Source organism: Rhizobium sp. ZX09 (assembly GCF_017357485.1).
Taxonomy (GTDB): Bacteria; Pseudomonadota; Alphaproteobacteria; order Rhizobiales; family Rhizobiaceae; genus Agrobacterium; species Agrobacterium pusense.
On the sequence record NZ_CP031363.1, the window covers coordinates 1,387,150 to 1,409,297 of the forward strand.

Genomic DNA, 22,148 nt, shown 5'->3' on the forward strand with positions numbered 1-22,148 from the left:
GGGTCGATGGCAGTCGGCCCCTTTTTCTTGACCTAGCCGCGCAGTGCGGCGTCGATCCCGAAATCTTCAAAAATGTCCCGGCGCGTCTGGTAATCGGCGCTGGCCTTGTAGCGGGCGAGCTTGCCTGCCGTGGCGTCATCAATGACGACACCGGAGGCGATCTGCGCTTCTATGGCCTGCGCCCATTTGAACATGCGGGCGCTGTCGGAAAGTGCCGCGTCCGGGTCCAGATGAATGACAGTGGAATTGCCCTTCTGCTCTGCTTCGCGAACGATGGCCGCGTGGATTTCCGCCGCCTTCTCATTGAGCGTGGCAGACTGCGGCAACTTCGGCGCGGTCATGGCCTCCAGTGCGGCGGCAATGGCGGGCGTGCTGTGCTGCTGTTCGCGCTTGGGCAACTGGATGACGTTGGCGGTTCCGGCTTCGCGCTCTGCCTTCTCCTTCTTGGCAAGGCGGATGGTGCGCTCGATGCCGGACGGTCCCTTCTTCAGTTCGCGAATATCGGCCTTGATCTCGCGTTCCCTCTCGCGGATCAGCTCGGCGGCAATCTGTTTCTGCGCCTTGACGTAAGCCTGTGGATTGACCTCGGAGAGTTCCGGGCAGATGGCGACATCGAGATACCGTCCGGTTTCCCCGTCAAAGACGTACATCTTGCCCATGTCGAGCGGATCGAGGCGGCAGAACACATCGGTGCCGACCATGATCGAACCGGCGAGATAGAAGAAACCGTCATTCTGAATGCCACGCTTCTGCATGACGCGATGGCCGTTCTTGCCAGCCACCGGCATCAGCAGCGCGTCCAGTGCGCGCTCGTCAACGCGGTTGATCTTCGCAAGAGACGCGGCTGCGATCTCGTTGGGTGTGCGGTCTTTCAGGCCGCCGTGTTCACGCTCGTGATAGACATATTCCAGCCAGTCATCGATATGGCGCTGGAGCTGCTCGGCGGTCAGCGCGACTTCGAACAGGTCTTTTTCGTCAGCGCCGAGGCGTTCAGCGAAAGACCTGCGACCCTCAATCGCTTTCCGATCGGCGACAGAATGGCCGATATAACCGGGCAACTGCGGACATACCTCATGCTGGAACGTCTTGATGACGCGCTCGACGTGGCCTTTCTGCTCAGGGGAATAGGCGTCGGAAACATCCGGCTCGATACCGAGATCGGCGAAGAGACGCTTGATCGAAACGGCAACGAAATCGCTTCCGTTGTCGGTCTTTATGACCTTGGCGACACCCCATTTGAGAATGGCTTTACGCATCATCAGGCCAACGGCAGAGGCACGCGGCGTTTTGGAAAGGGTGATGACCAGCCTGCGCGTGGCGATGTCAATGCACGCATACAAGGAATGGCGGCCGTCAATGCAGAGCGCATCGACCGGAGACGCATCGATCATCCAGAGCGCGTTCGGATCGGTAATGTGGCGGAAGGTGCCGGTACCGGAAATCTTCATGTGCGACCGGAACTTGTCCGGGTCTGTGATCTTGGTAAGGACTATCTTTTCCGAAGACTTCAGCTGCGCGATGAAATGCTGGAAGGTCCGCTCCGGCGGCAATGGCTTCAGTTCGCCGTTGCGGTCGATCAGCTCCGCACCAAAATGATCCTTGCAGTAGCCCCGGATGACATCGGCCGACAGCGCCGGGTTCTTGGCGATCCATGCCAGCACAAAGGCGCGGACTTCACCGGCATTAGCGGTGTCGAGCAAGCCCTTGCCCTTGCGAGCTTCTGACCGATCGACGGCGAGCCTATCCTTTGCGCCTGCCTGCTTGGCCGAACGCCACCGGAAAACCGAACGCTGCGAAATCTGCGGAAGGATGTCCTTCACCCAAGCATCCGCTTGGATCATGTTCATGTTCCACCGGTCGCAGAAGATGAACATGGAGGCCTGAACTGAGATTGAAAGGCCCTTTGAGAAGGTCTCAAAGGCGGCGACAACAGCCAAGCGGGCATCGCGTTCGCGGCGGGCGCGATCGGTCAACGATGCCGAGGCAGCGGGTTCTGGCTCGGGTCGTTGGTCCACCGGCTCGCTGCCGACAACCATGTAGCGCTGCACATAGGTGACCTGGGCGAGCGTCGGGAATAACCGATAGTGATACTCCAGACCGCCGCCATAGCCAGCATGGTTGCGCGTCAATGAGGGAACGTCGTTCCAACCCTCGCGTTTCGCGAAACGGATTACGGCGCTCTTTGTGGTGGGCAGGCCGGGCAAGGCTTCCTCCGCGATCTCACGCGCGGTTAGCCATTCCTTCAGGTGGCGCTTTTCGGAGGCAAAAGGGATAGTGTTCAACGCATTGCCCTCACGATCAGGACAAGCGTCGTGGCGACCTGCGAGAAATAGATCATTCCGAGGATGAAACAGAGGATGGCCCACAGGGCGGAAACGTCTTTTACGATCTGGCTTTTCGCGACACGGCAGACGAGCTGCAGGAATGGCGCGATGCTGCTGGCTATATTCATCGGCGTGCTCTCTTCCTTACGGCGCGAGCTGCTCTCAGCGCCTCCATTTCCTTAATGTGATCCTCAAGAAGCTGGTCCTCGATCATCTCGGCGTATTCGTCCTCGATGACGGTCAGGCCGAACTCGCCCGGCACGAAACCGAGCAGCTCCTTGGCTTTGGTGGCGTGGACAAGCGCGATGAAGGCATCGAGCGGAATGCGGTGTTCGCCACTTCCTTCCGACGCCCACTTGTCGAGCATCGCGCTTGAGATCGTGCGGCCGAGGTACTTGCTCATTGCGCTGGCGATCTCTGACCGCTGAAACCCGTCATCGCGGGCATCGCGCAGGGCGCGGGCGATGAGGCGGGAAATGCGGTTATCGAGTGGGCCGCGACCGGTCACGCCTTCCTCGTAGCGGATCGCCACCTGTGGGGGTGTCCACTCGAAGAGGTCTTTCGTGAGAGGGTCGCGGCGTTTGCTCATCGGCGAGCAGCCTTCCGCTCGGCAAGCCAACGCATGACGGAAGCTTCGTTCAGGGCGAAGAACGCGTCCTGTTCATTGGGCTTTAGCCGTGTGAAGCGGTCGTTGAGCTTTTCCCATGCGGCCAGCGGATTGGCGCGGGGAACTTGGTCAATGATGGCAATGGCGTCGGCGTAGTTCGTCGCCTCGCCGGAAATGAGCAGCTCCACGATACGAGCGGCGCGCTCGTAAGGCTGGCCAGCGATATCCAGAAGGGTCTGCTGGTTGTCTGCCAAGCCCTCATCAAGCGCGATACGGTCCCGCAGTTCAGCCGGGATACTGGCAATCTTGAGAGCGTTGAAAACATTGCGGCGGCTGATCTTGAGGAAGCGCTGTGCCGCCTCGCTGAAAGTGCCGGAGAACGCGGCGGCGGTCTCGATTGTCTCGTCATCGGAGTTTAGTGCAGAGTCTGCACTTAATTCCTGCTTTGGCTTCGGGCCGCGCCGGACCGGGTTTGCAGCCCGCCAGATTGCACACCAGTCGGCAACGTCGACACTATGCTCCAGCGCCGTCAGTTCGTGGCGATAGAGGGTTTCGGAAATCTCGGTCAGGCGGATTTGAGCGTCGTTCGCGAATTCGTCTGATTGGCGAACGATGGCGGATATTTCGATACCGAGCGATGTGGCTGCGGCAAGGCGCTTGGCACCGAAGACGAGGCGATATCGCCCCTCGGTACCGGCGATAACTTCGACCGGAACGCGCTGCCCGATCTGTTGGAAGCTTTCGGCCAACGCCTGAATGGCGTCAGGGGAGACTCTTTTCGCGTCGGAGGGGACGTCGATGAGTTTGGGAGACAGAAGGTCAATCTGCATGTGGCACTCTGGATTGTCAGGAAAGGTTGCGCGGCCTGACGAAAACATCAGGCGGCGCTCTGCGCGCCGTCAGGCTTCGACGACTTTTTTGCTCTGGTGTTGCCGCTCTTCTTACTGCTACTGTCATCGCGGTCGTGACGACCAAGCGTGTAGCTGTCGGGAAACATCTCGCGGAAAGGCACGCCCAGTGCGTTGGCAAGAGCCTCGGCACCGGGACGGCTGGCCCCGATCAAACCTGCACGGCAAGCGCTCGCATAAAGGCCAGCATCGAGAGCGATTCCGGTCAGGGTTTTATTCTGACGTAACAGTTCCTCTTTGATGGTCGTGCGAGTCCACGTTTTTGTGGGCGTCATGATTGCTCCCTGTTTTTCTGACCTTCGGCAAAAGGTTGGTTTGGTTGGGGGTTGGCGTTCAAACTTTGTTGCAACGGGATATTCGCGTAATTACGTGAAAATGTCAATCAAACTCTCGCTATTGCGCGGGTCACAGTTTTGAAATTCACGTAGTTCCGAAAATCCCATGGAAGGCATTGAAAATGTTCGGGAAATTTCGGGGAAATGCGCGGTTTTCCAACCGTGTCGCTTGGTCACGGTTTGCGTTATGACGGGAGAAACGTTCTCGCAGCGCCTTGAAATCGTGCTGGACGGCGAATCAATTCACGCTTTTTCAAAAAGAGCGAAAATCCCTGATTCTACCTTTCGCCAATATTTGGCTGGCACCATGCCCGGGCTGGAAAAGCTCATCTCGATTTGCGAGGCTGGGAATGTATCGTTGGATTGGCTAGCGACGGGGCGCGGGCGTATGCGGCCAGACAACGACAACGTTGCTGGAACGTTGATCGTCGCAGGAGAGCCGAACATCATCTCAGTTGACGGAAGACAGCACGATATAACACTGGTTCCGCGCCTTGACGTTCGCGCATCTGCCGGGCTTGGCTTGGTCGCATTTCAAGAGCAAGCTGTTGAAATAATAGCGTTTCAGTCTGAGTGGCTTAGGTCGATCGGCGTTGCGCCGTCATTTGCCCGCATCATCACAGCGCGAGGCGATAGCATGGAGCCGACGATCCGCGACGGCGATGTTCTTTTGATAGACACGTCCGTGACCGAAGTGCGTGATAACGGCATCTATTGTGTGGTTTACGGGAATATGCTGCTGGTTAAGCGCGTTCATCCGAGAATGAACGGCTCCCTGCAGTTGATCAGCGACAATGCGGTGTATCCGCCAGAGGAGGTCACCTCCGCCGAGGTGCCGGGGCTGTCTATCGCCGGTCGGGTGATGTGGTATAGCCGGTCATTGTGAGAGCCAGCGGCCGGGCGTGCTGATTCCGTTCCGGCCGCGTTGCCTGCCATTTGTTCTTGCGGGCGAATTTTCTTAGAAGGCCCTTTAAGACGTTCTCTATGGTGTCGTATGTCCCGAGAAAATAAGGCCTCTAACCGCAGGTTCCCGGATTTTCCCAGATATTCCCGGTTAAAGCCTCCTCCTGCCATCTGGTGTTGCGGGTTACATCAAGCCCGGCATGACGGAGGAAAGGTTTTCGCCCCTAAAGAGACTTTCTCACCTGCGAACTAACCGTATACAGCCAGCCCGCCCCCTCACCACCGAATACTGTACCGCGCACTTACCCCCGGCCGGAAATGATCCGCATAACCCTGATCCAGCGTCCCGCGCACCGTCAGGTGATCGCCCAGCTTCTGTTCCACCGCGACACCGCTGCTGAACTCGTTGAAACTGTTGCGGCTCGCCCCCGTCAGCACGAAGGCCGTGCCGGTTTCCGAGCGGGACAGGCGCAGCGATTGTGAGACATCAAGCCCGTTCCATTGCTGCGCCGTGCCGTCATACCGCACGGTGAAATTGCGGTTCGCCTCGATATCCAGCTCCGGCGTAACGATACGCTTCTGCTGCGAGGTCATGGAAACGCTGCTCGACCCTGTCAGGGCGTTGAACATGACGCCGACATCCCGCGCAAGCGAGACGCCCGGCAGCTGTTCGGCCAGCAACGTGACATTACCCCACAGCCGCACCGGCGTATCCACCACCTGCCCCGTCTTTGAGGCATTCATGCCCATTTCCAGCCCGGCCCGGATCGGGGTATCGACCGGCAGTTTCGCGCCGATGCGCGCCGTATAGGACCGATCGGAATTCTTGACCGGCTTCCAGATCAGCCCCGCCTCATCGGCATGGGCGGCCGCGGCTGCGGTGAAGAACAATAATACAAGGGCAGAACCCGTTCGGATCGACATACTTGTCCCCTGGCAAATTAAGGGCGCGCCGGGAGAACCCGGCAAGCACGGTAAAAGCTAAGGCCAATGGTTTGGCTGCGATGAAGCCACATTCAAGCGGCGCAATGCCCGAACGGCCGCTTGATACGACCAGGCAAATCATGCTGCGCAGGGTGCCAGATGAACGGGAGATGAACAAGAGCATATGCAGCAAAAAATCATGCTGCACTGCATTGTGATCGGGAAGCTTCACATGGCCAGGTATCCCGGCCGCTTGACGAATCGGCGTTTTCCAACGGATATTCGTGAGCGCGTGGCCTGCGCCTAACCTCCACGACCTTCCCCAGCAGGGTCTTCCACGGAGGCAAAGGGACTAGTGTCTCAGGCAATTGTCTTGGTCCGATCGTTTCGGGCGGGTTGCTGGGGAACTGCGTCTGAGACGTGAAAGGCCTGACAATGACGCAAATAGCAATTTAAAACGTCGGGTGAGAGCTCGCGCGGCCAAAACAGGCGAATCTTATACAGCTGCTCTCCAGCATATTCGCAGAATACCGGACGCTCCTATCAGCAACTCAATAAGGGTGGCGGTCGCGCAGACATCCTTGGTCAACGATCCTCGTGATATCTCCGCCCTAAAAAACTGCGGACAGGAAATACGCCGTCTTATGAACGATGCCCATCTTGCTGGCGCACGTCTCATACACTTCCCTGAAGGGGCAACGTGCTGGCCGCATAAACGGATCATGTCAGAGACTGGTCCGCGGGAAATAGGCCCTTCCGACTGGACACGCTTTGAATGGGACACTCTGCGCAAAGAACTGGAGGCGACCAGAAAACTGGCGCGCAAGCTGAAACTCTGGACAGTTCTCGGTGCTGTCCATCGACCGACGCCGCCCCACAGACCATATAAAAGCCTGTACGTCATCTCAGATCGTGGCGCGATTATAACCCGCTATGATGAACGTCTGTTGTCGAAAACCAAAATCTCGTTCATGTACTCGCCGGGACACCTCCCCGTGACGTTCGACGTTGATGGGTTCCGCTTCGGTTGCGCGCTTGGCATGGAGGCGCATTACCCGGAAATATTCATGGAATATGAGAAGCTCAGTGTTGATTGCATGCTGTTTTCTACCGCAGGTGAAGACGCTTCAAATGCCCCTGCATTTGCCGCCGAGATATTGGGGCATGCAGCAAGCAACACCTACTGGGCCAGCTATTCCACAATTGCCACCCAAAGTCCCGGCGCCCCATCGGCAATAGCAGCGCCGGATGGTCAATGGGCGGCTCAATGCCCGGTCAGTGGTTTACCGGCCATTGCGGTGGCGGACGTCATCATCAATCGAGAACATCCCGCGCGACCATGGCGGCAAAAAGCGCGTGGCGATCTATATGCACCTCACCAGGTGGATAACGATCCTAGAAGCGATAGCCGGAACCAGTTCTAGCAATCTACACCTGCCAGTGGCGCTGATTTGTGCCACTGGCTACGTCGCTCAGGGCGGAACCATTCGCATCTTCCCAAACAAAAAGGCCGCAGCTTTCGCCACGGCCCTTCAATTCAAATCAGCTTGCGCTGAAGAAGATTATTCGGCGTCGCCTTCAGCAGCCTTCTTCTTGGCCGGAGCCTTCTTCTTCGGAGCGGCTTCTTCGCCTTCAGCGGCGTCGTCAGCCTTGGCAGCAGCCTTTTTCTTGGCAGGCGCCTTCTTCTTGGTTTCCGTGGCTTCTTCGCCGTCGTCAGCCAGCAGCTCTTCCTTGGAAACGGTCTTGTCCGTTACCGAGATTTCGGTGAGCAGCTTATCGATGACCTTTTCTTCGAAGATCGGAGCGCGCAGAGAAGCGGAAGCGCCGGGGGTGTTGCGGAAGAAATCGAGAATTTCCTTCTGCTGGCCCGGGAACTGCTGCAGCTGCTGGAACAGCGCGCGCTGCATTTCCTCTTCGGTCACTTCGACACCGGCCTTTTCGCCGATTTCGGAGAGAACGAGGCCAAGACGGACGCGGCGTTCAGCCAGCTTGCGATATTCTTCGCGGGCTTCTTCTTCGGTCGTGTCTTCGTCAGCGAAGGTCTTGCCGGACTGAGCGAGATCGGTGTTGATCTGGCGCCAGATGTTGTCGAACTCGGCGTCAACCAGGCCAGCCGGCGTGTCGAACTTGTACATCTCGTCCAGCTGGTCGAGGATCTGCCGCTTGACCTTCTGACGGGTGACGTTGCCGTACTGGCTTTCGATCTGACCCTTGACGATTTCCTTCAGCTTTTCAGCCGATTCGAGGCCAAGCTTTTCGGCCAGGTCGTCGTTGATTTCAACCGGAGCGGCAGCAGCAACTTCCTTGACGGTGATGTCGAAGTTGGCTTCCTTGCCGGCAAGGTTCGCCGCCGGGTAATCGGCCGGGAACGTCACGGTGATGGTCTTTTCGTCGCCGGCCTTGACGCCAACCAGCTGGTCTTCGAAGCCGGGGATGAAGCGGCCCGAACCGAGAACCAGTTCAGCGTCTTCAGCAGCGCCGCCGTCGAAGGCAACGCCGTCTACCTTGCCGAGGTAGTTCATGGTGACGCGGTCGCCTTCAGCGGCCTTGCCGTTCTTGGTCTCGTAGGTGCGGGCGCTTTCGGCGATCTTGAGGATCTGCTCGTTGATTTCGTCTTCGGTCACTTCCACAACTTCGCGGGTAACCTTGATGCCGTCATTAGCCTTCAGTTCGATGGCCGGAATGATTTCGTAGGCAACGGTGAATTCGAAGTCGGATTCGGCCGACAGGATCTTTTCAGCTTCCTGCTCGTCTTCGGTCATGGAGATCGCAGGCTGCGTTGCAGACTTCTCGCCGCGGCTGGAGAGGATTTCGGACGGCTTTTCACGAACCAGCTCGTTGACGAGGTCGGCCATGATGGACTTGCCGTACATCTTCTTCAGGTGGCCAACCGGCACCTTGCCGGGACGGAAACCGTTGATGCGAACCTTGTCCTTGGCGTCGACCAGGCGCTCGTCCAGACGGGCCTTCATGTCGGCAGCCGGAATAACGACCTTAAGTTCGCGCTTCAGCCCTTCAGCGAGCGTTTCGATAACCTGCATTTTCCTAACCTTCACATCATGGCGGCGGTGCTCAGACAGCCGTTGGTTTACTTTCGAGCACTGCGCCGGAAACATCGTTCCCCGGCCGTGGCTTCCGTTATTTCTTACGCAAGCGCCTGCCGGACACCGTTACGCCTGCACCGGAGAATAAAGACCAAAGGGGAGAAATGAACCCCGAAGCTCCCCGCATCCTGTAAGGATGCACTCTGGCGCAAGCGTGGCACAGCCATGCCTTGCTTGTGGTGCGGGTAGAGAGACTCGAACTCCCACGCCGAAGCGTTGGTACCTAAAACCAATGCGTCTACCAATTCCGCCATACCCGCACGTTGGGCGGCGGTATGTCACAATGTTCAGAAAGGGTCAAGCACGCCGTTCCGTTGCCTTTCGTTTCGCCCGGACTTTTCTTGCCGGCCGGGCTGGGCAGAAGGAGGCGCGGCCCGCTTTCGCGACCGGCCAATGGATTTTCGGAACACGAAAGCCTCCAGGATACAGGGACGGCAGCGGCGTAGCGCGCCATCGTCCTCCCCGATTACCGACCCCCTTCATATGGCCGCTTCATGCTAACACGCGGCTGCATTGACATTATATATATTATGGCATGGCGGGCACATGATGGCGCCGGTACCGCCGCACGCAGCCGCCGCATGACGCACCGCCGCAGGGCTGCAGGCGGATGACTCCATCAAAAGCACACAAATTGGTCACAAATTATGCATGAATCGCCGCAATCGGGGCATTTTACCGGATTGCATTGCGTTTAATGCATAGGTGGCATCTTGCTTTGTCTGTTTTTGTTTTGATTAAACCGATTATATTCGTGGTCATACAGAGATCGAGTTCAGCCCCGGACCAAAGCCTCCCAAGACTGGCCGCGGCGACTGAACAGCACGAAGAGGAAGATGAAAATGAACATTGCACGCTCGCTCACCAACTGGCGCAAGTATCGTCAGACCGTAACCGAACTCGGCCGCATGACCGACCGCGAACTGAATGACCTCGGCATTGGCCGTCAGGACATCCGGCGCGTCGCCAAGACCGCCGTCGGCTTCTAATTGGACGTCCCGCCGCTCTGCGGCGGATGCGAGACGACCTACCCAAAAAGGCCTGAGGCTTCCGCCTCTGGCCTTTTTTCGTTTTGGGCGGCTCCCCACCTCGAAGCAATTCTTCTGTACCGCCTGCTGGGCCGACGGATAAATGCATTGATGCCGAGTGTTGGCGTACGGCAGGATGATGTCCGGGCCTGCTCCGATTGCCCTCTCACGCCGCAGAGCCCCTTCGAAAGCCGTCTAAGGCCGCCATACCCCTCGAAGCCGCCTCAGAGGCAGGCATTTCCGCTCATATTTTGCCCATATTATACCCAAAGCCGCAAATTTAGACGACATACTGCACAAATGCATGGCAGTAGCCTAAATTCTGCACTGCACAACATGGCTTCATGTCTATATATAAACCTCAACAGCCGAGAGCACAGAGAAACCGCTGAGCCGGCAGACGAAATCAACAGAGATAGATTGAGGAAACGACCATGAACCCTATCCGCATCGCAAAGAACTGGATCTCCTACCGCCGCACGATCAACGAACTCGGCAGCCTCTCCAACCAGGCTCTGAGCGACATCGGCCTGACCCGTTACGACATCCGTAACGTAGCAGCCCGTTCGTTCCGCTAAGGCGTAAACGATCGTCCCGCTGCCCGACCTCCAGGGCGCGACGATTGAGCGACAGGTTAAGAAAGCGGCGCCTCTGGCGCCGTTTTTGATTCTGGAGTTTCCGCTGCAAGCGGCTTTTTTCCGAAGATGCACTCCTGGCTTCCGCCACCATTCGGTTTTACAGGGCCGGCCGGCATTTCGGATACGGGCGCTACGCCAAATACATCGGGTTCGAGATCGCCGCTTGTTTCTTCTCCCCGCCGGGGAGAAGGTGGCCCGGAGGGTGGGATGAGGGGGCTAGCTCCCCTGATATCTCCAACCTCGCCCCCTCATCCCGCTGCCGCGACCTTCTCCCCGGCGGGGAGAAGAAGCAGGCAGCATCCGCCCGCTTCAAAATGCGCGCCTGCTCCTCGATCCCGGCGGGAGCTTCGTAGCCCACTAGCCTCCATCCGCCAAAACCATTTGGCTGCCCCCGCCATGCATGCTAGTGCATCGGCAAACAATGCCGCGTCCTTTTAGGACCCGCGCGGAACTCTCACTCGAATGACGGCCGCCGGACGGGAGCCTTGGCCCCGCGGCCGCCCATGGACATCGACATGCAGGACAAGACCATTTCTCCCATTCACGTCGTCGGCGGCGGGCTGGCCGGCTCGGAAGCCGCATGGCAGATTGCGGAGAGCGGCGTTCCCGTCATCCTGCACGAAATGCGCGGTGTGCGCGGCACCGATGCGCATAAGGGCGATACGCTGGCGGAACTGGTCTGTTCCAACTCCTTCCGCTCCGACGATGCGACGGCCAATGCGGTTGGTGTCATCCATGCGGAAATGCGGCTTGCCGGCTCGCTGATCATGGCCTGCGCCGATAAACACCAGGTGCCGGCCGGCGGCGCGCTTGCCGTTGACCGCGACGGATTTTCCGAGGCCGTGACGAAAACGCTGGAGGGTCACCCACTGGTGACGATCGTCCGCGAAGAGGTGAACGGCCTTCCGCCGAAGGAATGGGGCAACACGATCATCGCGACCGGGCCTCTCACCTCGCCGGATCTCGCCGCCGCCATCCAGGCCGAGACGGGTGAGGATGCGCTCGCCTTTTTCGACGCCATCGCCCCGATCGTCCACCGCGACAGCATCAACATGGATATCTGCTGGTACCAGTCGCGTTACGACAAGGTCGGCCCCGGCGGCACGGGTAAGGACTACATCAACTGCCCCCTGGATGAGCAGCAATATAACGCCTTCATCGACGCGCTGATCGCGGGAGACACGGTCGGTTTCAAGGAATGGGAAGGCACACCCTATTTCGACGGCTGCCTGCCGATCGAAATCATGGCCGAGCGCGGACGCGAAACGCTGCGACATGGCCCGATGAAGCCGATGGGCCTCACCAATGCCCACAACCCCACCGTCAAGGCCTATGCTGTCGTCCAGCTGCGCCAGGACAATGCGCTCGGCACGCTCTACAACATGGTCGGTTTCCAGACGAAGCTGAAATACGGCGTTCAGGCGGATGTGTTCCGCATGATACCCGGACTCGAAAATGCGGAATTCGCGCGCCTCGGCGGCCTGCACCGCAACACCTATATCGATTCCCCCACCCTGCTCGACCCCTCGCTGAAGCTGAAATCCCGGCCGGACCTGCGTTTCGCCGGCCAGATCACCGGTTGTGAGGGTTATGTGGAAAGCGCCTCCGTCGGCCTCCTCGCCGGCCGCTTCGCCGCCTCCGAGCAAAAGGGCGAAACCCCGAGCCTGCCGCCTGCCACTACCGCGCTCGGCTCGCTGCTCAACCACATCACCGGCGGCCATCTGTCTTCCGATGATGAGCCGGGCAAACGCTCCTTCCAGCCGATGAACATCAATTTCGGCCTCTTCCCCGAACTGGAGCCGGGCTCGATCGTCAAGCCAGAAGGCGTCAAGCGTTTTCGCGGCAAGGACAAAACGATCATGAAGCGCCAGCTGGTTGCAGCGCGGGCGTTGAAGGATTGTGCGGCGTGGCTCGGCGAAGGTCAGACAGCGACAGAAGCGCAATGAGGCTGCTCAGTCTGGTTTGGGTACGGCTTTGGGTTTGGGCGTGCGCGTGAGGTTCCATTTTGCGAAATCCGATTTGCCGCTCTGGTATGGATATCGCTGAGAAAAGAATGGGTTGACCGCTGCGACATACTCGAATTTGAGCGTGATATCGGTGAGGACCGAGATCAGCGGCTTATAGCTGTACCGCCCGGAGACGACGATGATAGCTTCCTGGGCAACGAAACCGTTGGCAATCACGGTTTTCTCCCATGGCACATCTTCGGCAGAACCCATAAAATTGTGGGCGGGAAATTGCAGCCGGGCGACCTTATCCACCAGTTTGACGCTTCTCAGCGTCAGGTCAAGTTTGCCCGTCTGGAGAATGCCGCTGCCGGAAAGGACGACGAAACTCGGCACGCCCGTGCGCACCCGTTCCTCGAATTCAGGAAATCTCGCCGCCCAACGCGCAGAATTGTCGACGATCGCCATGAACCGGTCATAGCTCAACCAGCCGCGCCCTACCTCAATGACCACGGCAAGCATAAGGACGAGCAGCGGTGCCAGAAGCCCCATTTCCACCGCCGCAGCGCCAGAACGGCAACGGCCGAAACTGCCAAGACGAAAAAACCATCTCGTCTTTTTCATTCGGTCACCCGTACCGCAGTGATGGCCAGGGAAATGTTGCGCAACTGATGAATGCCACCCGTGTCCGGCACGAGGAGCCGCGTCGTCGGCATCAAAAAATTCCACTTGTAACCGATTGCCAGAATGTACTGGCCGGCGGTATCGGCGGGCGGGCGAAAATCGTTCACGATCGGTGTGGGCACCTTGGCTTCGGCAATATCGTCGTCGGGGATCGGCAAGAGAGCGATCTTGAGGTTGGTTTCGTCCGTCCCACCAATGAAATGAGAGGCAATTGCCTTGCGCAACGCAATCTCGGTCGCCGGCCGACCGTCCGCCGCCGCCTTGCGGAGATACTCGACGCCCGCATTCGACGCAAAAGAGAGATAGAGGTAATAGAGCATCAGCAGGCCGATTTCGAGCGTCCCGAAAATCAGCGCAAAAAACAGCGGCAACAGCAGCGCCGTCTCCACCGCCGTTGCCGCCTTTCGGTCGCCAAACAACCGGTAACATGCCGCATGCGTGAACCGGCATCCCCGCGGGCCGCCGCAGCTTTTATCCTGACGCAGGGAAAGAAAAGACTTCATCTCAGTCTTCTTCCACTCGATCCACATAGATGAGCCGGAAGCCCGTGATGATGCCGCCGAAACTGTCGCTCAGTCCGGTAGCCTCGATAGTCACCCGATAGATGGAGTAGGCTTTGACCCTGAAACTGTACTCCTTCGGCGTCCAGGCAATACTGTTTTTATCCTGGGTCAACTCCCACACCGGCCGCTGGGGTTTCAGGTCAGGAAGGCGCTGTTGGAGCGAGATCTTGATTCCGTTGGTTTTTTCCACGTCCTCGACGGCCCGGCGCCCATTATACCAAACCATGATCTTATATATTCCGGGGTGAAGCTCGACATCCTTGTAGATCGAGCTATTGGCTTCGTTATTTTTTTTCTTGCCGGGCGCAGGCGGCCCCCAGTCGCTGTCGAGTTCCATGACATAACGGGTTGGCAATGAGAGCTCGGTGCCCACCTTCTTTTCGATTTCGATCTTGTCGGTGGTCTTTGCCTTATCGACTTCCTTCAGAGTGCAGGCTTTGTCATTGGCGGTAGGGGCCTCGTTGAGTTTCTTGCTCTGCATTCCGGCCGGATAACCCTGCCAATTGTGGTTACGGCGGCAGCAGGGGCTGCTCCAGTCCTGCAACTCGACACCGGGCCCGGTGCCACCATCCCATCCAATTTCAGAATAGGGATAGACACCCCAGCAACCGCCGGGTGTTTCCTTGGTGACGCCGTTTTTCAAAATCCGCTCGACGCCGAGAGCGTTGCTCTCGAACATGTTGTCAATAATGACCGCATCGTCCTCAGGGTAAGGCGGGATGCCTTCGCACGACTCCTTGAGGCGATATTTCAGCTCATCGAGATTGAACATCTCCGAGAAAATCAGACGGTAGCTGAACTCGGCGTTGATGTCCGTCTCGGTCCAGTCCACGTTCACCTCGCGCGAGAGAACCTTCTGCTTGGTGGATTGAATCATGGCATCGAAGGCCGCGGCCACGTTCTCGCGCCTGACGCTGTCAAGCAACGTGTAGGTGCGCGTCGGCTTTGTGGCTCTTTCGCACGCCATCGCTATGACGCGCTTTGACTGGTTGTAATAAGCGAGCGCTCGACCACCCTCGAAAAGCAGCCCCAACAAAATGATGAACATCGGCAGCAAGAGCGCGGTCATAATGGCGAAGGCGCCCGCGCGATCCTTGAGGAGCGACGAATACGGCCCGCTTTTCCATGCTGCTTTTTTTACCCACCTGCTCGTCATCAAAACACCGTCTCATGTCGCTCATCGCCATGGGAAAGGCGCGCTATGAAAAGCGGCAGGCCTGGCTTTCTGCGACGTTTAAAAATACCCGGCTCGCACCGGTCGCTTGAAAATTGCTCGTCGGTCACCGGCCGGGCTGCTTTTCGAGCAACCTCGCCTGACCACTGAAAATACAGGGGTCAATTAACACGCAAACCGTAAATCAAAACTCAACCGGAACTCAAAAATATGAAGCAAATTCATATGCTTAATTTATTTATTAATAAATTAGCGAGTATCTGTAAAAGCACATGACCGCTTGAAGGCAGCGCGGGGTTTCAATTCACGGCCACCTGCGAAAACACAAACTTGGGCTTGCCCCTTGTCCCTCCAGCCAAGCTCGGGCAAAACAGCCCCATCCGATCACAAGACAATGCCAGGAGATAAGATATGGACGTCCGCGCCGCCGTTGCCATTCAGGCAGGAAAACCGCTCGAGGTCATGACCGTTCAGCTCGAAGGTCCCCGGGCCGGCGAAGTGCTGATCGAGGTCAAGGCGACCGGCATCTGCCACACCGATGACTTCACCCTTTCCGGCGCCGATCCGGAAGGCCTGTTTCCGGCCATTCTCGGCCATGAAGGCGCCGGCATCGTCGTGGATGTCGGACCGGGCGTCACCTCGGTCAAGAAGGGCGATCATGTCATTCCGCTCTACACGCCGGAATGCCGCGAGTGCTATTCGTGCACCTCTCGCAAGACCAATCTCTGCACCTCCATCCGCGCCACGCAGGGCCAGGGCGTGATGCCGGACGGCACCTCGCGGTTCTCGATCGGCAAGGACAAGATCCATCATTACATGGGCTGCTCGACCTTCTCGAACTACACGGTTCTGCCGGAAATCGCCGTCGCCAAGATCAACCCGGACGCCCCCTTCGACAAGGTCTGCTACATCGGCTGCGGTGTAACCACGGGCATCGGTGCGGTCATCAACACCGCCAAGGTCGAAATCGGCTCCACCGCCATCGTCTTCGGTCTCGGCGGCATCGGCCTCAACGTGCTGCAGGGCCTGCGTCTTGCCGGCGCTGACATGATCATCGGTGTCGACATCAACCCGGACCGCAAGGCCTGGGGCGAAAAATTCGGCATGACCCACTTCGTCAACCCGAAGGAAGTCGGCGACGATATCGTGCCCTACCTCGTCAACATGACGAAACGCAACGGCGACCTAATCGGCGGCGCGGATTACACCTTCGACTGCACTGGCAATACCAGGGTCATGCGCCAGGCGCTGGAAGCCTCCCATCGCGGCTGGGGCAAGTCTGTCATCATCGGCGTTGCGGGTGCGGGCCAGGAAATCTCCACGCGTCCGTTCCAGCTCGTCACCGGCCGCAACTGGATGGGCACTGCATTCGGCGGCGCGCGCGGCCGCACGGATGTGCCGAAGATCGTCGACTGGTACATGGAAGGCAAGATCCAGATCGACCCGATGATCACCCACACCATGCCGCTCGAAGACATCAACAAGGGCTTCGACCTGATGCACAGGGGCGAAAGCATCCGCGGCGTCGTCGTGTACTGATCGGCCAGCAACGTCAGCAGGCGCGCAGCACGCGCGCCTGCCCATTCATGCAAATGTGATCGCGCCTTCGGCCTTGCAGCCAGCGCGATTAACGGGACGGTAAATCTATCGTTGTAATCCCATAACGCGCGGTGGGGTTGAAAAATCTCTTCCTCAGGCCGAGTGACGCCAGACAGCGGAGAGCGCCCCTGAAAATCGTATCGATCGATAACGGAAACCGCGCCGCCGCCATCAGTCTTCTGACGAAAGGTTTCCCTGAAAAGAGCGAGGCCTTCTGGTCCCGCGGGCTTGCGCTGATCGCCGAACATCACGAACGCCGGCAACTCGGTCCGGTCGGGCAATTGCTGATGAAAGGTGACGCCGCCGCCGGTGTATTGCTGACAATCAAAAGCCGCCTGCCGGAAACCGGCACTGTCGTCGTCAATCTGTCCAGCTGGTATGTCGAGCCGGCTTGCAGATGGTTCGCGCCGCGCATGCTGCAAATGGCGTCGTCTTCAGAGGATGAGGTCTTCACCGACCTCACCCCCTCGGCCGAAGCCTGCAGGCTGAATGAGAGGCTGGGCTTTCACACGGTGACGGACTGCACGCTTTTTTATCCCCTGCCGCTGAAGGCGTTGCGCCGCTCGAGCGCCCGCCTCATAACGCTTGCCTCCGCTCAACCCGGTACGCTGACCAGCGAGACGCGTGAGATGCTTGAAGATCACGCGCGCCTCGGCTGCATCGTCGCCATCATGCAGGCGGATGGCCGTCATTACCCGCTGGTCTTTCTGAAAACGTCGACCAAAAGGGCGCCCTCCGCGCGCCTCATCTATTGCGAGGACCGCGCAATCGTACAAAGACACATTTCCGCGATTGCCCGCCATCTCCTCCGCCACGGCAGATTTGCCATGACAATGGCTGCACTCGAGGGTGAACGAAACGCGGGCGGCTTCGCTGCACATAAATCTGCGCCGATACAAGTAAAAGGCGCATGGAACCCACAATTTATTAACGAAACATACTCAGAGTTGGTGTTATTGCCACCCTAGGTATTTTAGTGGTGCTAGGGTTGTCCTGACCGAAACCTGGCCTTTACAGATAAACGGGGTTCCGGGGCGGGAGCCATGGAAAATATGCGGGGAGAGCGGGAATGAACATGCTTGCAGCAAAAACGAGCGAAATAGAGATTGCTGATACCATTCACTCCTATCTTTCGGATCGTTTCCCTGCCTATGCACCTTTTTCGGCCGACACGCCGCTTCTCGAGGGAGGCGTCATCGATTCGCTCGGCTTCCTGGAGCTGATGATCTTTCTCGGTGAAGGCTTCGGCATCATTCTCGATGACGAACATTTCACCCCCGACAACCTTGGCACGCCCGCCGATCTCGTCGCCTTCGTCCTCAGGGAACGGAGGAGATGACACCTCCTTTCCTGCTGCACCACCTGCTGGGCGCGCGCGCGGCAAGCGACGGGCAGGCGATCGTTTATAAAGACACATCCCTGAGCTACCGGCAATTTGCCGAAGCGGCGGAACGATGCGCGGCTGCCTTGCAGCAGGCTGGGGCGCAACGCGGCGACCGGGTCGTCATTTTTCTGCCGCGAGGCACGGAAGAATGCTGGGCGATCTTCGGCGTCAGCATGGCCGGATGCGTCTTCGTGCCGGTCAATGCGCTGCTGAAGGCGCAGCAGATACGCCATATCATCGTGGATTGCGGCGCAGAACTTGTCATCAGCAATGCGACCATGCGCGACGAGCTGAGCGCGGCGCTGGAAGGTCTGGCCGGTGTCCGCGTGCTTCTGGCGAACGATATCGCCGAAGGCAGCAAGACGTCAGTCAAAAGCCCGGCGGCAATCGGCGAAGACCTCGCGGCGATCCTCTATACATCCGGTTCTACCGGCTCACCCAAGGGCGTGATGCTGTCGCATCGCAATCTCCTGGCCGGCGCGCGCATCGTGCGCACCTATCTGGAGATTACCGGCAAGGATCGCATTCTTTCCCTTCTGCCCCTCAGCTTTGACTATGGCCTCAACCAGCTGCTGACGGCAGTGGAACAGGGCGCGACAACAATCATCTCCACCTTTAGGCTCGGTGACGACATCGTCCGCGACCTGCGCGACAATGCCGTGACCGGGCTTGCCGGGGTGCCGACAGTCTGGGCGATCCTGACGAGGGCGGCGCCGTCGCTTGCCAGGACGCCGCTTCCGCATCTGCGTTACATCACCAATTCTGGCGGGCGCGTGCCGCAGGAAACTGTGAAGGCGCTGCGCGAAAAGCTGCCGGACACGAAAATCTACCTGATGTACGGCCTGACCGAAGCCTTCCGCTCCACCTTCCTGCCGCCGGATGAAATCGATCGCCGCCCGACCTCCATCGGCAAGGCCATTCCCGAATGTGAGATATTCATCGTCACCGCCGAGGGACAGCGGGCAAAGCCCGGCGAACCCGGCATTCTCGTGCATCGAGGCCCGACCGTTTCGCTGGGCTACTGGAACCGGCCGGAAGACACGGCGAAAGTCCTGCGCCCGCATCCCTTCATTCCGGCGGCACTGGGCGGAGAAACCGTATGTTACTCCGGCGATCTGGCGGTGGAAGACGAAGACGGGTTCTTCAGCTTCGTTGCCCGTAACGATGCGATGATCAAGTCTTCGGGTTATCGCATCAGCCCGACCGAAGTCGAAGAAAGCCTGATGTCGACAGGCTTGTTCCAGCAGGTCGCCGTCATCGGCCTTCCGGACCCCTTTGCGGGGGAAAAGGTGCATGCCGTGGCGACTGCCGCCAATGAAAATATCGATGTTTCCGCGGCACTGAAGAAGGCCGCTGAAATGCTCGCACCCTTCATGATCCCGCGCGCCATCGAGCTGGTCGACCGGTTGCCGGTCACCGCCAATGGCAAGGTGGACTACCGCGCGCTTGTGCGCGAACGGACGGACGATGGCGCCCACGGATAAACCCCAGAGCCACGGTCACGCCCTTGCGGCCGCGTCATTCGATATCAGTGAAAACGATCTTGTGATCGGCGGGCTTGCCGTGCGCGATATCGTCGCCGAAACCGGAACCCCATGCTTTCTCTATGATGCTGGCGCGATGCGCCGCGCCTACCGCGATCTCCAGGCGACGCTCTCCGGTTTTGCCGATATCTATTATTCGGTGAAGGCCAATCCCCTGCCCGCCATCATCGCGCTCTTCCGGCAGGAAGGCGCCGGCGCGGAAATCGCTTCCGCTGGCGAATATCGCGCCGCTATAAAGGCCGGTGTCGCGCCCGAAAACATCATCTTTGCCGGGCCGGGCAAAAGCAGAGCCGAATTGCACGAAGTGATCACGGGCGGCATCGGCGAAATCCACGTGGAAAGCGCCGAGGAAATTGCCCGCATCGAGGCAATCGGCAAACCCGTCAAGGCCTCTGTCCGCATCAATCCGGTGCCGGATGCGCAAGCCGGCGCCATGCGTATGGGCGGCAAGGCCACCGCTTTTGGTTTCGATGAGGAAGAACTGGAAAATATCCTGCCGCTTTTCCGGCATGCGGGCGTTATCGATCTCGTCGGCATCCATATCTATGGCGGCACGCAGATTCTCGATGCGGACATGCTTGTCTGGCAATGGCGACATGCCATCGCAATTGCCGCCCGCATGGCGGAAATGCTCGGCAAGCCGCTTGAAACCATCGATCTCGGCGGCGGCCTCGGCATCCCCTACTTCGCCGGCGAAGCACCGCTCGATCTCGCGAAGGTAAAAGCCGCCGTCCCCGATCTGAAGGCACTGCTGAAAGCGCATCCGCTGATCGCCGACGCCCATGTCATCGTCGAGCCCGGCCGCTTCCTCGCCGGTCCGGGCGGCATCTATACGGCCGAAGTCAATTCCGTGAAGACCTCGCGCGGAACCACCTTCGTTGTGACGGATGGCGGCATGCACCATCACCTGGCCGCTTCGGGCAATCTCGGTCAGATCGTCAAGCGCAACTATCCCATCGTTGCGCCCGCCATGATGCAGGCCGAGCACGCGGAGACTGCAACCATCGTGGGCCCGCTCTGCACGCCGCTCGATACGCTGGCTCGCAACGCGGCATTGCCGAGGCTCCAGGCCGGTGACCTCATCGCCATCCTGCAGTCAGGCGCCTATGGCGCCAGCGCCAGTCCCGCGGGTTTTCTAAGCCACGCGGCGGCGAAGGAAGTGCTGGTGGAAAATGGGGCGTTTGAGATGATCGGGCGATAATCACCCTCGCAGCAGCCTGTCCCCCACAGCGAATTTCGATTTCAGCAGGCACTCGTCATATTCCGCCTCAGCCACGGAATCGAAGACGATGCCGCCGCCGACATTAAAGACGGCGCGACCGTCATCGAACAGTGTCATCGTACGGATCGCCACCGAAAAGCGCATTTCACCACCAGGAGACATGAGGCCGATGGCGCCGCAATAGGCGTCGCGGGGCGTCGCTTCCAGTTCGCGCAGGATTTTCATCGCCCACATTTTGGGCGCACCGGTAACCGATCCGCAGGGAAACAAGGCGGCGAAAATGTCTTCCACCGTCATGCCAGGCAAAAGTTTCGCCCTGATATGGCTGACCATCTGGTGCACGGTCGGATAGGTCTCGATATCGAAAAGCCGTGGCACATCGAGGCTGCCGACCTCGGTGATGCGGGAAATATCGTTGCGCAAGAGATCAACGATCATCCGGTTTTCGGCGAGCGTCTTTTCATCCGCAAGCATCGCCGCGATGATCGCCCTGTCCTCCTCCGCATCCGCTCCGCGCGGCGTCGTTCCCTTCATGGGATGGGTTTCGATGAACCCCTGCCCGTCAACCGAGAAAAACAGTTCCGGCGAGCGTGACAGGATGACCGGGCCGCCGAGATCGACCAGCGCGCCATATTTCACCGGCTGGCGCTCGATCAATGACCAGAATGCCGTCAGCGGATCGCCGCTCCAGCGGGCATGGACGGGCATGGTCAGATTGCCCTGATAACAGTCGCCCCGGCGTATATGGTCGTGCAACAGCTCGAAACGCCGCCGATACTCGGGAGGTGTCCATCCCGGGACCGGATCGGCAAGAAACGCATCCGCGCCCGGAACTTCGTCAGGCCGCGCAAAGCGGCCGTCATCCGGCTGCGGGCCGGAAAAGACCCCGAAATTCAGGAACGGCACGTTGCGCGGTTCTTCCGCAAAAGGCGCAAGCTTCGGCTCGAACAGGAAACCGGCCTCATAAGACATATAGCCAGCTAAATACTTTCCGGCACGGCGCAGTTCTTCCATGCGCTTCAGCGCTGCAAAAAACGCTTCTCGCTCATCCGCGACGATGATTTCCTCCGGCTCGGTGAAGGCTGTCACCGTGCCGGTCGTGTCATCCCGGAAAAGAACGTAAGGCGCATGTGCCAAGGAAAAATCCGTAGAAGGTAAATCTGGAGACTTCAGGGCGTCGGAAAGATACCTTTCCATCGTCATCCCCGGTTCCCGGATCAAGTCCGAGGATGTCCCGAGGATCTACCACCCGTTGACTTTA

21 protein-coding genes and 1 tRNA gene are annotated in these 22,148 nt (G+C 58.9%); 10 read left to right on the plus strand and 12 right to left on the minus strand.

Translation table 11 applies throughout. The features are described 5' to 3' along the window. Positions 1-32: 32 nt before the first annotated feature. The 5 genes from BTN45_RS06885 to BTN45_RS06905 are packed head-to-tail and all read right to left on the minus strand — an operon-like array spanning position 33 to position 4,114. A complete protein-coding gene (locus BTN45_RS06885) occupies positions 33-2,282 on the minus strand; it encodes a DDE-type integrase/transposase/recombinase (RefSeq protein ID WP_246751675.1) in 2,250 nt (749 codons plus the stop codon). Further along, the gene (locus BTN45_RS06890) at positions 2,279-2,452 is read right to left on the minus strand and encodes a hypothetical protein (protein ID WP_167378190.1); all 174 of its coding nucleotides are present in this window, start codon (positions 2,450-2,452) and stop codon (positions 2,279-2,281) included. The genes BTN45_RS06885 and BTN45_RS06890 overlap by 4 nt, the downstream gene beginning before the upstream one ends. Further along, the gene (locus tag BTN45_RS06895; protein WP_202036622.1) at positions 2,449-2,913 is read right to left on the minus strand and encodes a hypothetical protein; all 465 of its coding nucleotides are present in this window, start codon (positions 2,911-2,913) and stop codon (positions 2,449-2,451) included. Before BTN45_RS06895 ends, BTN45_RS06890 begins: the two co-directional genes overlap by 4 nt. Further along, entirely contained in the window at positions 2,910-3,761 is an 852-nt protein-coding gene (locus tag BTN45_RS06900; RefSeq protein WP_207589516.1) for a ParB N-terminal domain-containing protein, read from the minus strand. The genes BTN45_RS06895 and BTN45_RS06900 overlap by 4 nt, the downstream gene beginning before the upstream one ends. Before the next feature lie 47 nt (positions 3,762-3,808). Continuing rightward, complete coding sequence (locus tag BTN45_RS06905; RefSeq protein WP_080822817.1) at positions 3,809-4,114, minus strand: helix-turn-helix domain-containing protein; 306 nt, start codon at positions 4,112-4,114, stop codon at positions 3,809-3,811. A 166-nt stretch (positions 4,115-4,280) separates the two neighbouring features. On the opposite strand from BTN45_RS06905, the gene BTN45_RS26340 reads away from it, so the two are divergent. Further along, positions 4,281-5,060 carry a helix-turn-helix transcriptional regulator gene (locus tag BTN45_RS26340; RefSeq protein ID WP_246751676.1) on the plus strand — a complete coding sequence of 260 codons (780 nt, stop codon included), beginning with the start codon at positions 4,281-4,283 and terminating at the stop codon, positions 5,058-5,060. A 293-nt stretch (positions 5,061-5,353) separates the two neighbouring features. Here the strand turns inward: BTN45_RS26340 and BTN45_RS06915 are convergent, their stop codons facing one another. Next, positions 5,354-6,001, minus strand: coding sequence for a hypothetical protein (locus BTN45_RS06915; protein ID WP_207589517.1), 648 nt, complete (start codon positions 5,999-6,001; stop codon positions 5,354-5,356). Between the two features lie 413 nt (positions 6,002-6,414). Here BTN45_RS06915 and BTN45_RS06920 point away from each other — a divergent pair, with 413 nt between their 5' ends. Further along, positions 6,415-7,425 carry a carbon-nitrogen hydrolase family protein gene (locus tag BTN45_RS06920; protein WP_173615002.1) on the plus strand — a complete coding sequence of 337 codons (1,011 nt, stop codon included), beginning with the start codon at positions 6,415-6,417 and terminating at the stop codon, positions 7,423-7,425. Between the two features lie 138 nt (positions 7,426-7,563). On the opposite strand, the gene tig is transcribed toward BTN45_RS06920, so the two are convergent. Beyond that, the gene (gene tig / locus BTN45_RS06925) at positions 7,564-9,042 is read right to left on the minus strand and encodes a trigger factor (protein WP_207589518.1); all 1,479 of its coding nucleotides are present in this window, start codon (positions 9,040-9,042) and stop codon (positions 7,564-7,566) included. Positions 9,043-9,282: 240 nt separating this feature from the next. Further along, a tRNA-Leu gene (locus BTN45_RS06930) sits at positions 9,283-9,365 on the minus strand. Between the two features lie 582 nt (positions 9,366-9,947). Between BTN45_RS06930 and BTN45_RS06935 the strand changes: the two genes are divergently transcribed. From BTN45_RS06935 to trmFO, 3 genes are all read left to right on the plus strand, one after another. After that, complete coding sequence (locus tag BTN45_RS06935; protein WP_004442060.1) at positions 9,948-10,094, plus strand: DUF1127 domain-containing protein; 147 nt, start codon at positions 9,948-9,950, stop codon at positions 10,092-10,094. 473 nt (positions 10,095-10,567) lie between these two features. Then, on the plus strand, positions 10,568-10,711 hold the full coding sequence (locus BTN45_RS06940; protein WP_003495735.1) for a DUF1127 domain-containing protein: 144 nt from the start codon (positions 10,568-10,570) through the stop codon (positions 10,709-10,711). A gap of 563 nt (positions 10,712-11,274) precedes the next feature. Beyond that, complete coding sequence (trmFO, locus tag BTN45_RS06945) at positions 11,275-12,717, plus strand: methylenetetrahydrofolate--tRNA-(uracil(54)-C(5))-methyltransferase (FADH(2)-oxidizing) TrmFO (RefSeq protein ID WP_207589669.1); 1,443 nt, start codon at positions 11,275-11,277, stop codon at positions 12,715-12,717. Between the two features lie 6 nt (positions 12,718-12,723). Here trmFO and BTN45_RS06950 read toward each other — a convergent pair whose 3' ends face one another. From BTN45_RS06950 to BTN45_RS06960, 3 genes are read right to left on the minus strand one after another with little or no spacing between them, the layout of a single operon-like run. Further along, positions 12,724-13,341 (minus strand): TadE/TadG family type IV pilus assembly protein, encoded by a 618-nt coding sequence (locus BTN45_RS06950; protein WP_207589519.1) that lies wholly within the window; start codon positions 13,339-13,341, stop codon positions 12,724-12,726. Beyond that, complete coding sequence (locus tag BTN45_RS06955) at positions 13,338-13,904, minus strand: TadE/TadG family type IV pilus assembly protein (RefSeq protein ID WP_207589520.1); 567 nt, start codon at positions 13,902-13,904, stop codon at positions 13,338-13,340. Before BTN45_RS06955 ends, BTN45_RS06950 begins: the two co-directional genes overlap by 4 nt. 1 nt (position 13,905) lies before the next feature. Continuing rightward, positions 13,906-15,120, minus strand: a complete 1,215-nt coding sequence (locus BTN45_RS06960) for a TadE/TadG family type IV pilus assembly protein (protein WP_207589522.1) — start codon at positions 15,118-15,120, stop codon at positions 13,906-13,908. A 429-nt stretch (positions 15,121-15,549) separates the two neighbouring features. Here BTN45_RS06960 and BTN45_RS06965 point away from each other — a divergent pair, with 429 nt between their 5' ends. From BTN45_RS06965 to BTN45_RS06985, 5 genes are all read left to right on the plus strand, one after another. After that, positions 15,550-16,677 carry an S-(hydroxymethyl)glutathione dehydrogenase/class III alcohol dehydrogenase gene (locus BTN45_RS06965; RefSeq protein ID WP_022556250.1) on the plus strand — a complete coding sequence of 376 codons (1,128 nt, stop codon included), beginning with the start codon at positions 15,550-15,552 and terminating at the stop codon, positions 16,675-16,677. A gap of 137 nt (positions 16,678-16,814) precedes the next feature. Continuing rightward, a complete protein-coding gene (locus BTN45_RS06970) occupies positions 16,815-17,705 on the plus strand; it encodes a hypothetical protein (RefSeq protein WP_348649828.1) in 891 nt (296 codons plus the stop codon). Between the two features lie 107 nt (positions 17,706-17,812). Further along, positions 17,813-18,076, plus strand: coding sequence for an acyl carrier protein (locus BTN45_RS06975; protein WP_034499138.1), 264 nt, complete (start codon positions 17,813-17,815; stop codon positions 18,074-18,076). Next, on the plus strand, positions 18,073-19,605 hold the full coding sequence (locus tag BTN45_RS06980) for an AMP-binding protein (RefSeq protein ID WP_207589524.1): 1,533 nt from the start codon (positions 18,073-18,075) through the stop codon (positions 19,603-19,605). Before BTN45_RS06975 ends, BTN45_RS06980 begins: the two co-directional genes overlap by 4 nt. Beyond that, positions 19,589-20,866, plus strand: coding sequence for a type III PLP-dependent enzyme (locus tag BTN45_RS06985; RefSeq protein WP_207589526.1), 1,278 nt, complete (start codon positions 19,589-19,591; stop codon positions 20,864-20,866). Before BTN45_RS06980 ends, BTN45_RS06985 begins: the two co-directional genes overlap by 17 nt. Here the strand turns inward: BTN45_RS06985 and BTN45_RS06990 are convergent, their stop codons facing one another. After that, a complete protein-coding gene (locus tag BTN45_RS06990; RefSeq protein ID WP_207589528.1) occupies positions 20,867-22,024 on the minus strand; it encodes an aminodeoxychorismate synthase component I in 1,158 nt (385 codons plus the stop codon). Between the last annotated feature and the right edge of the window lie 124 nt (positions 22,025-22,148).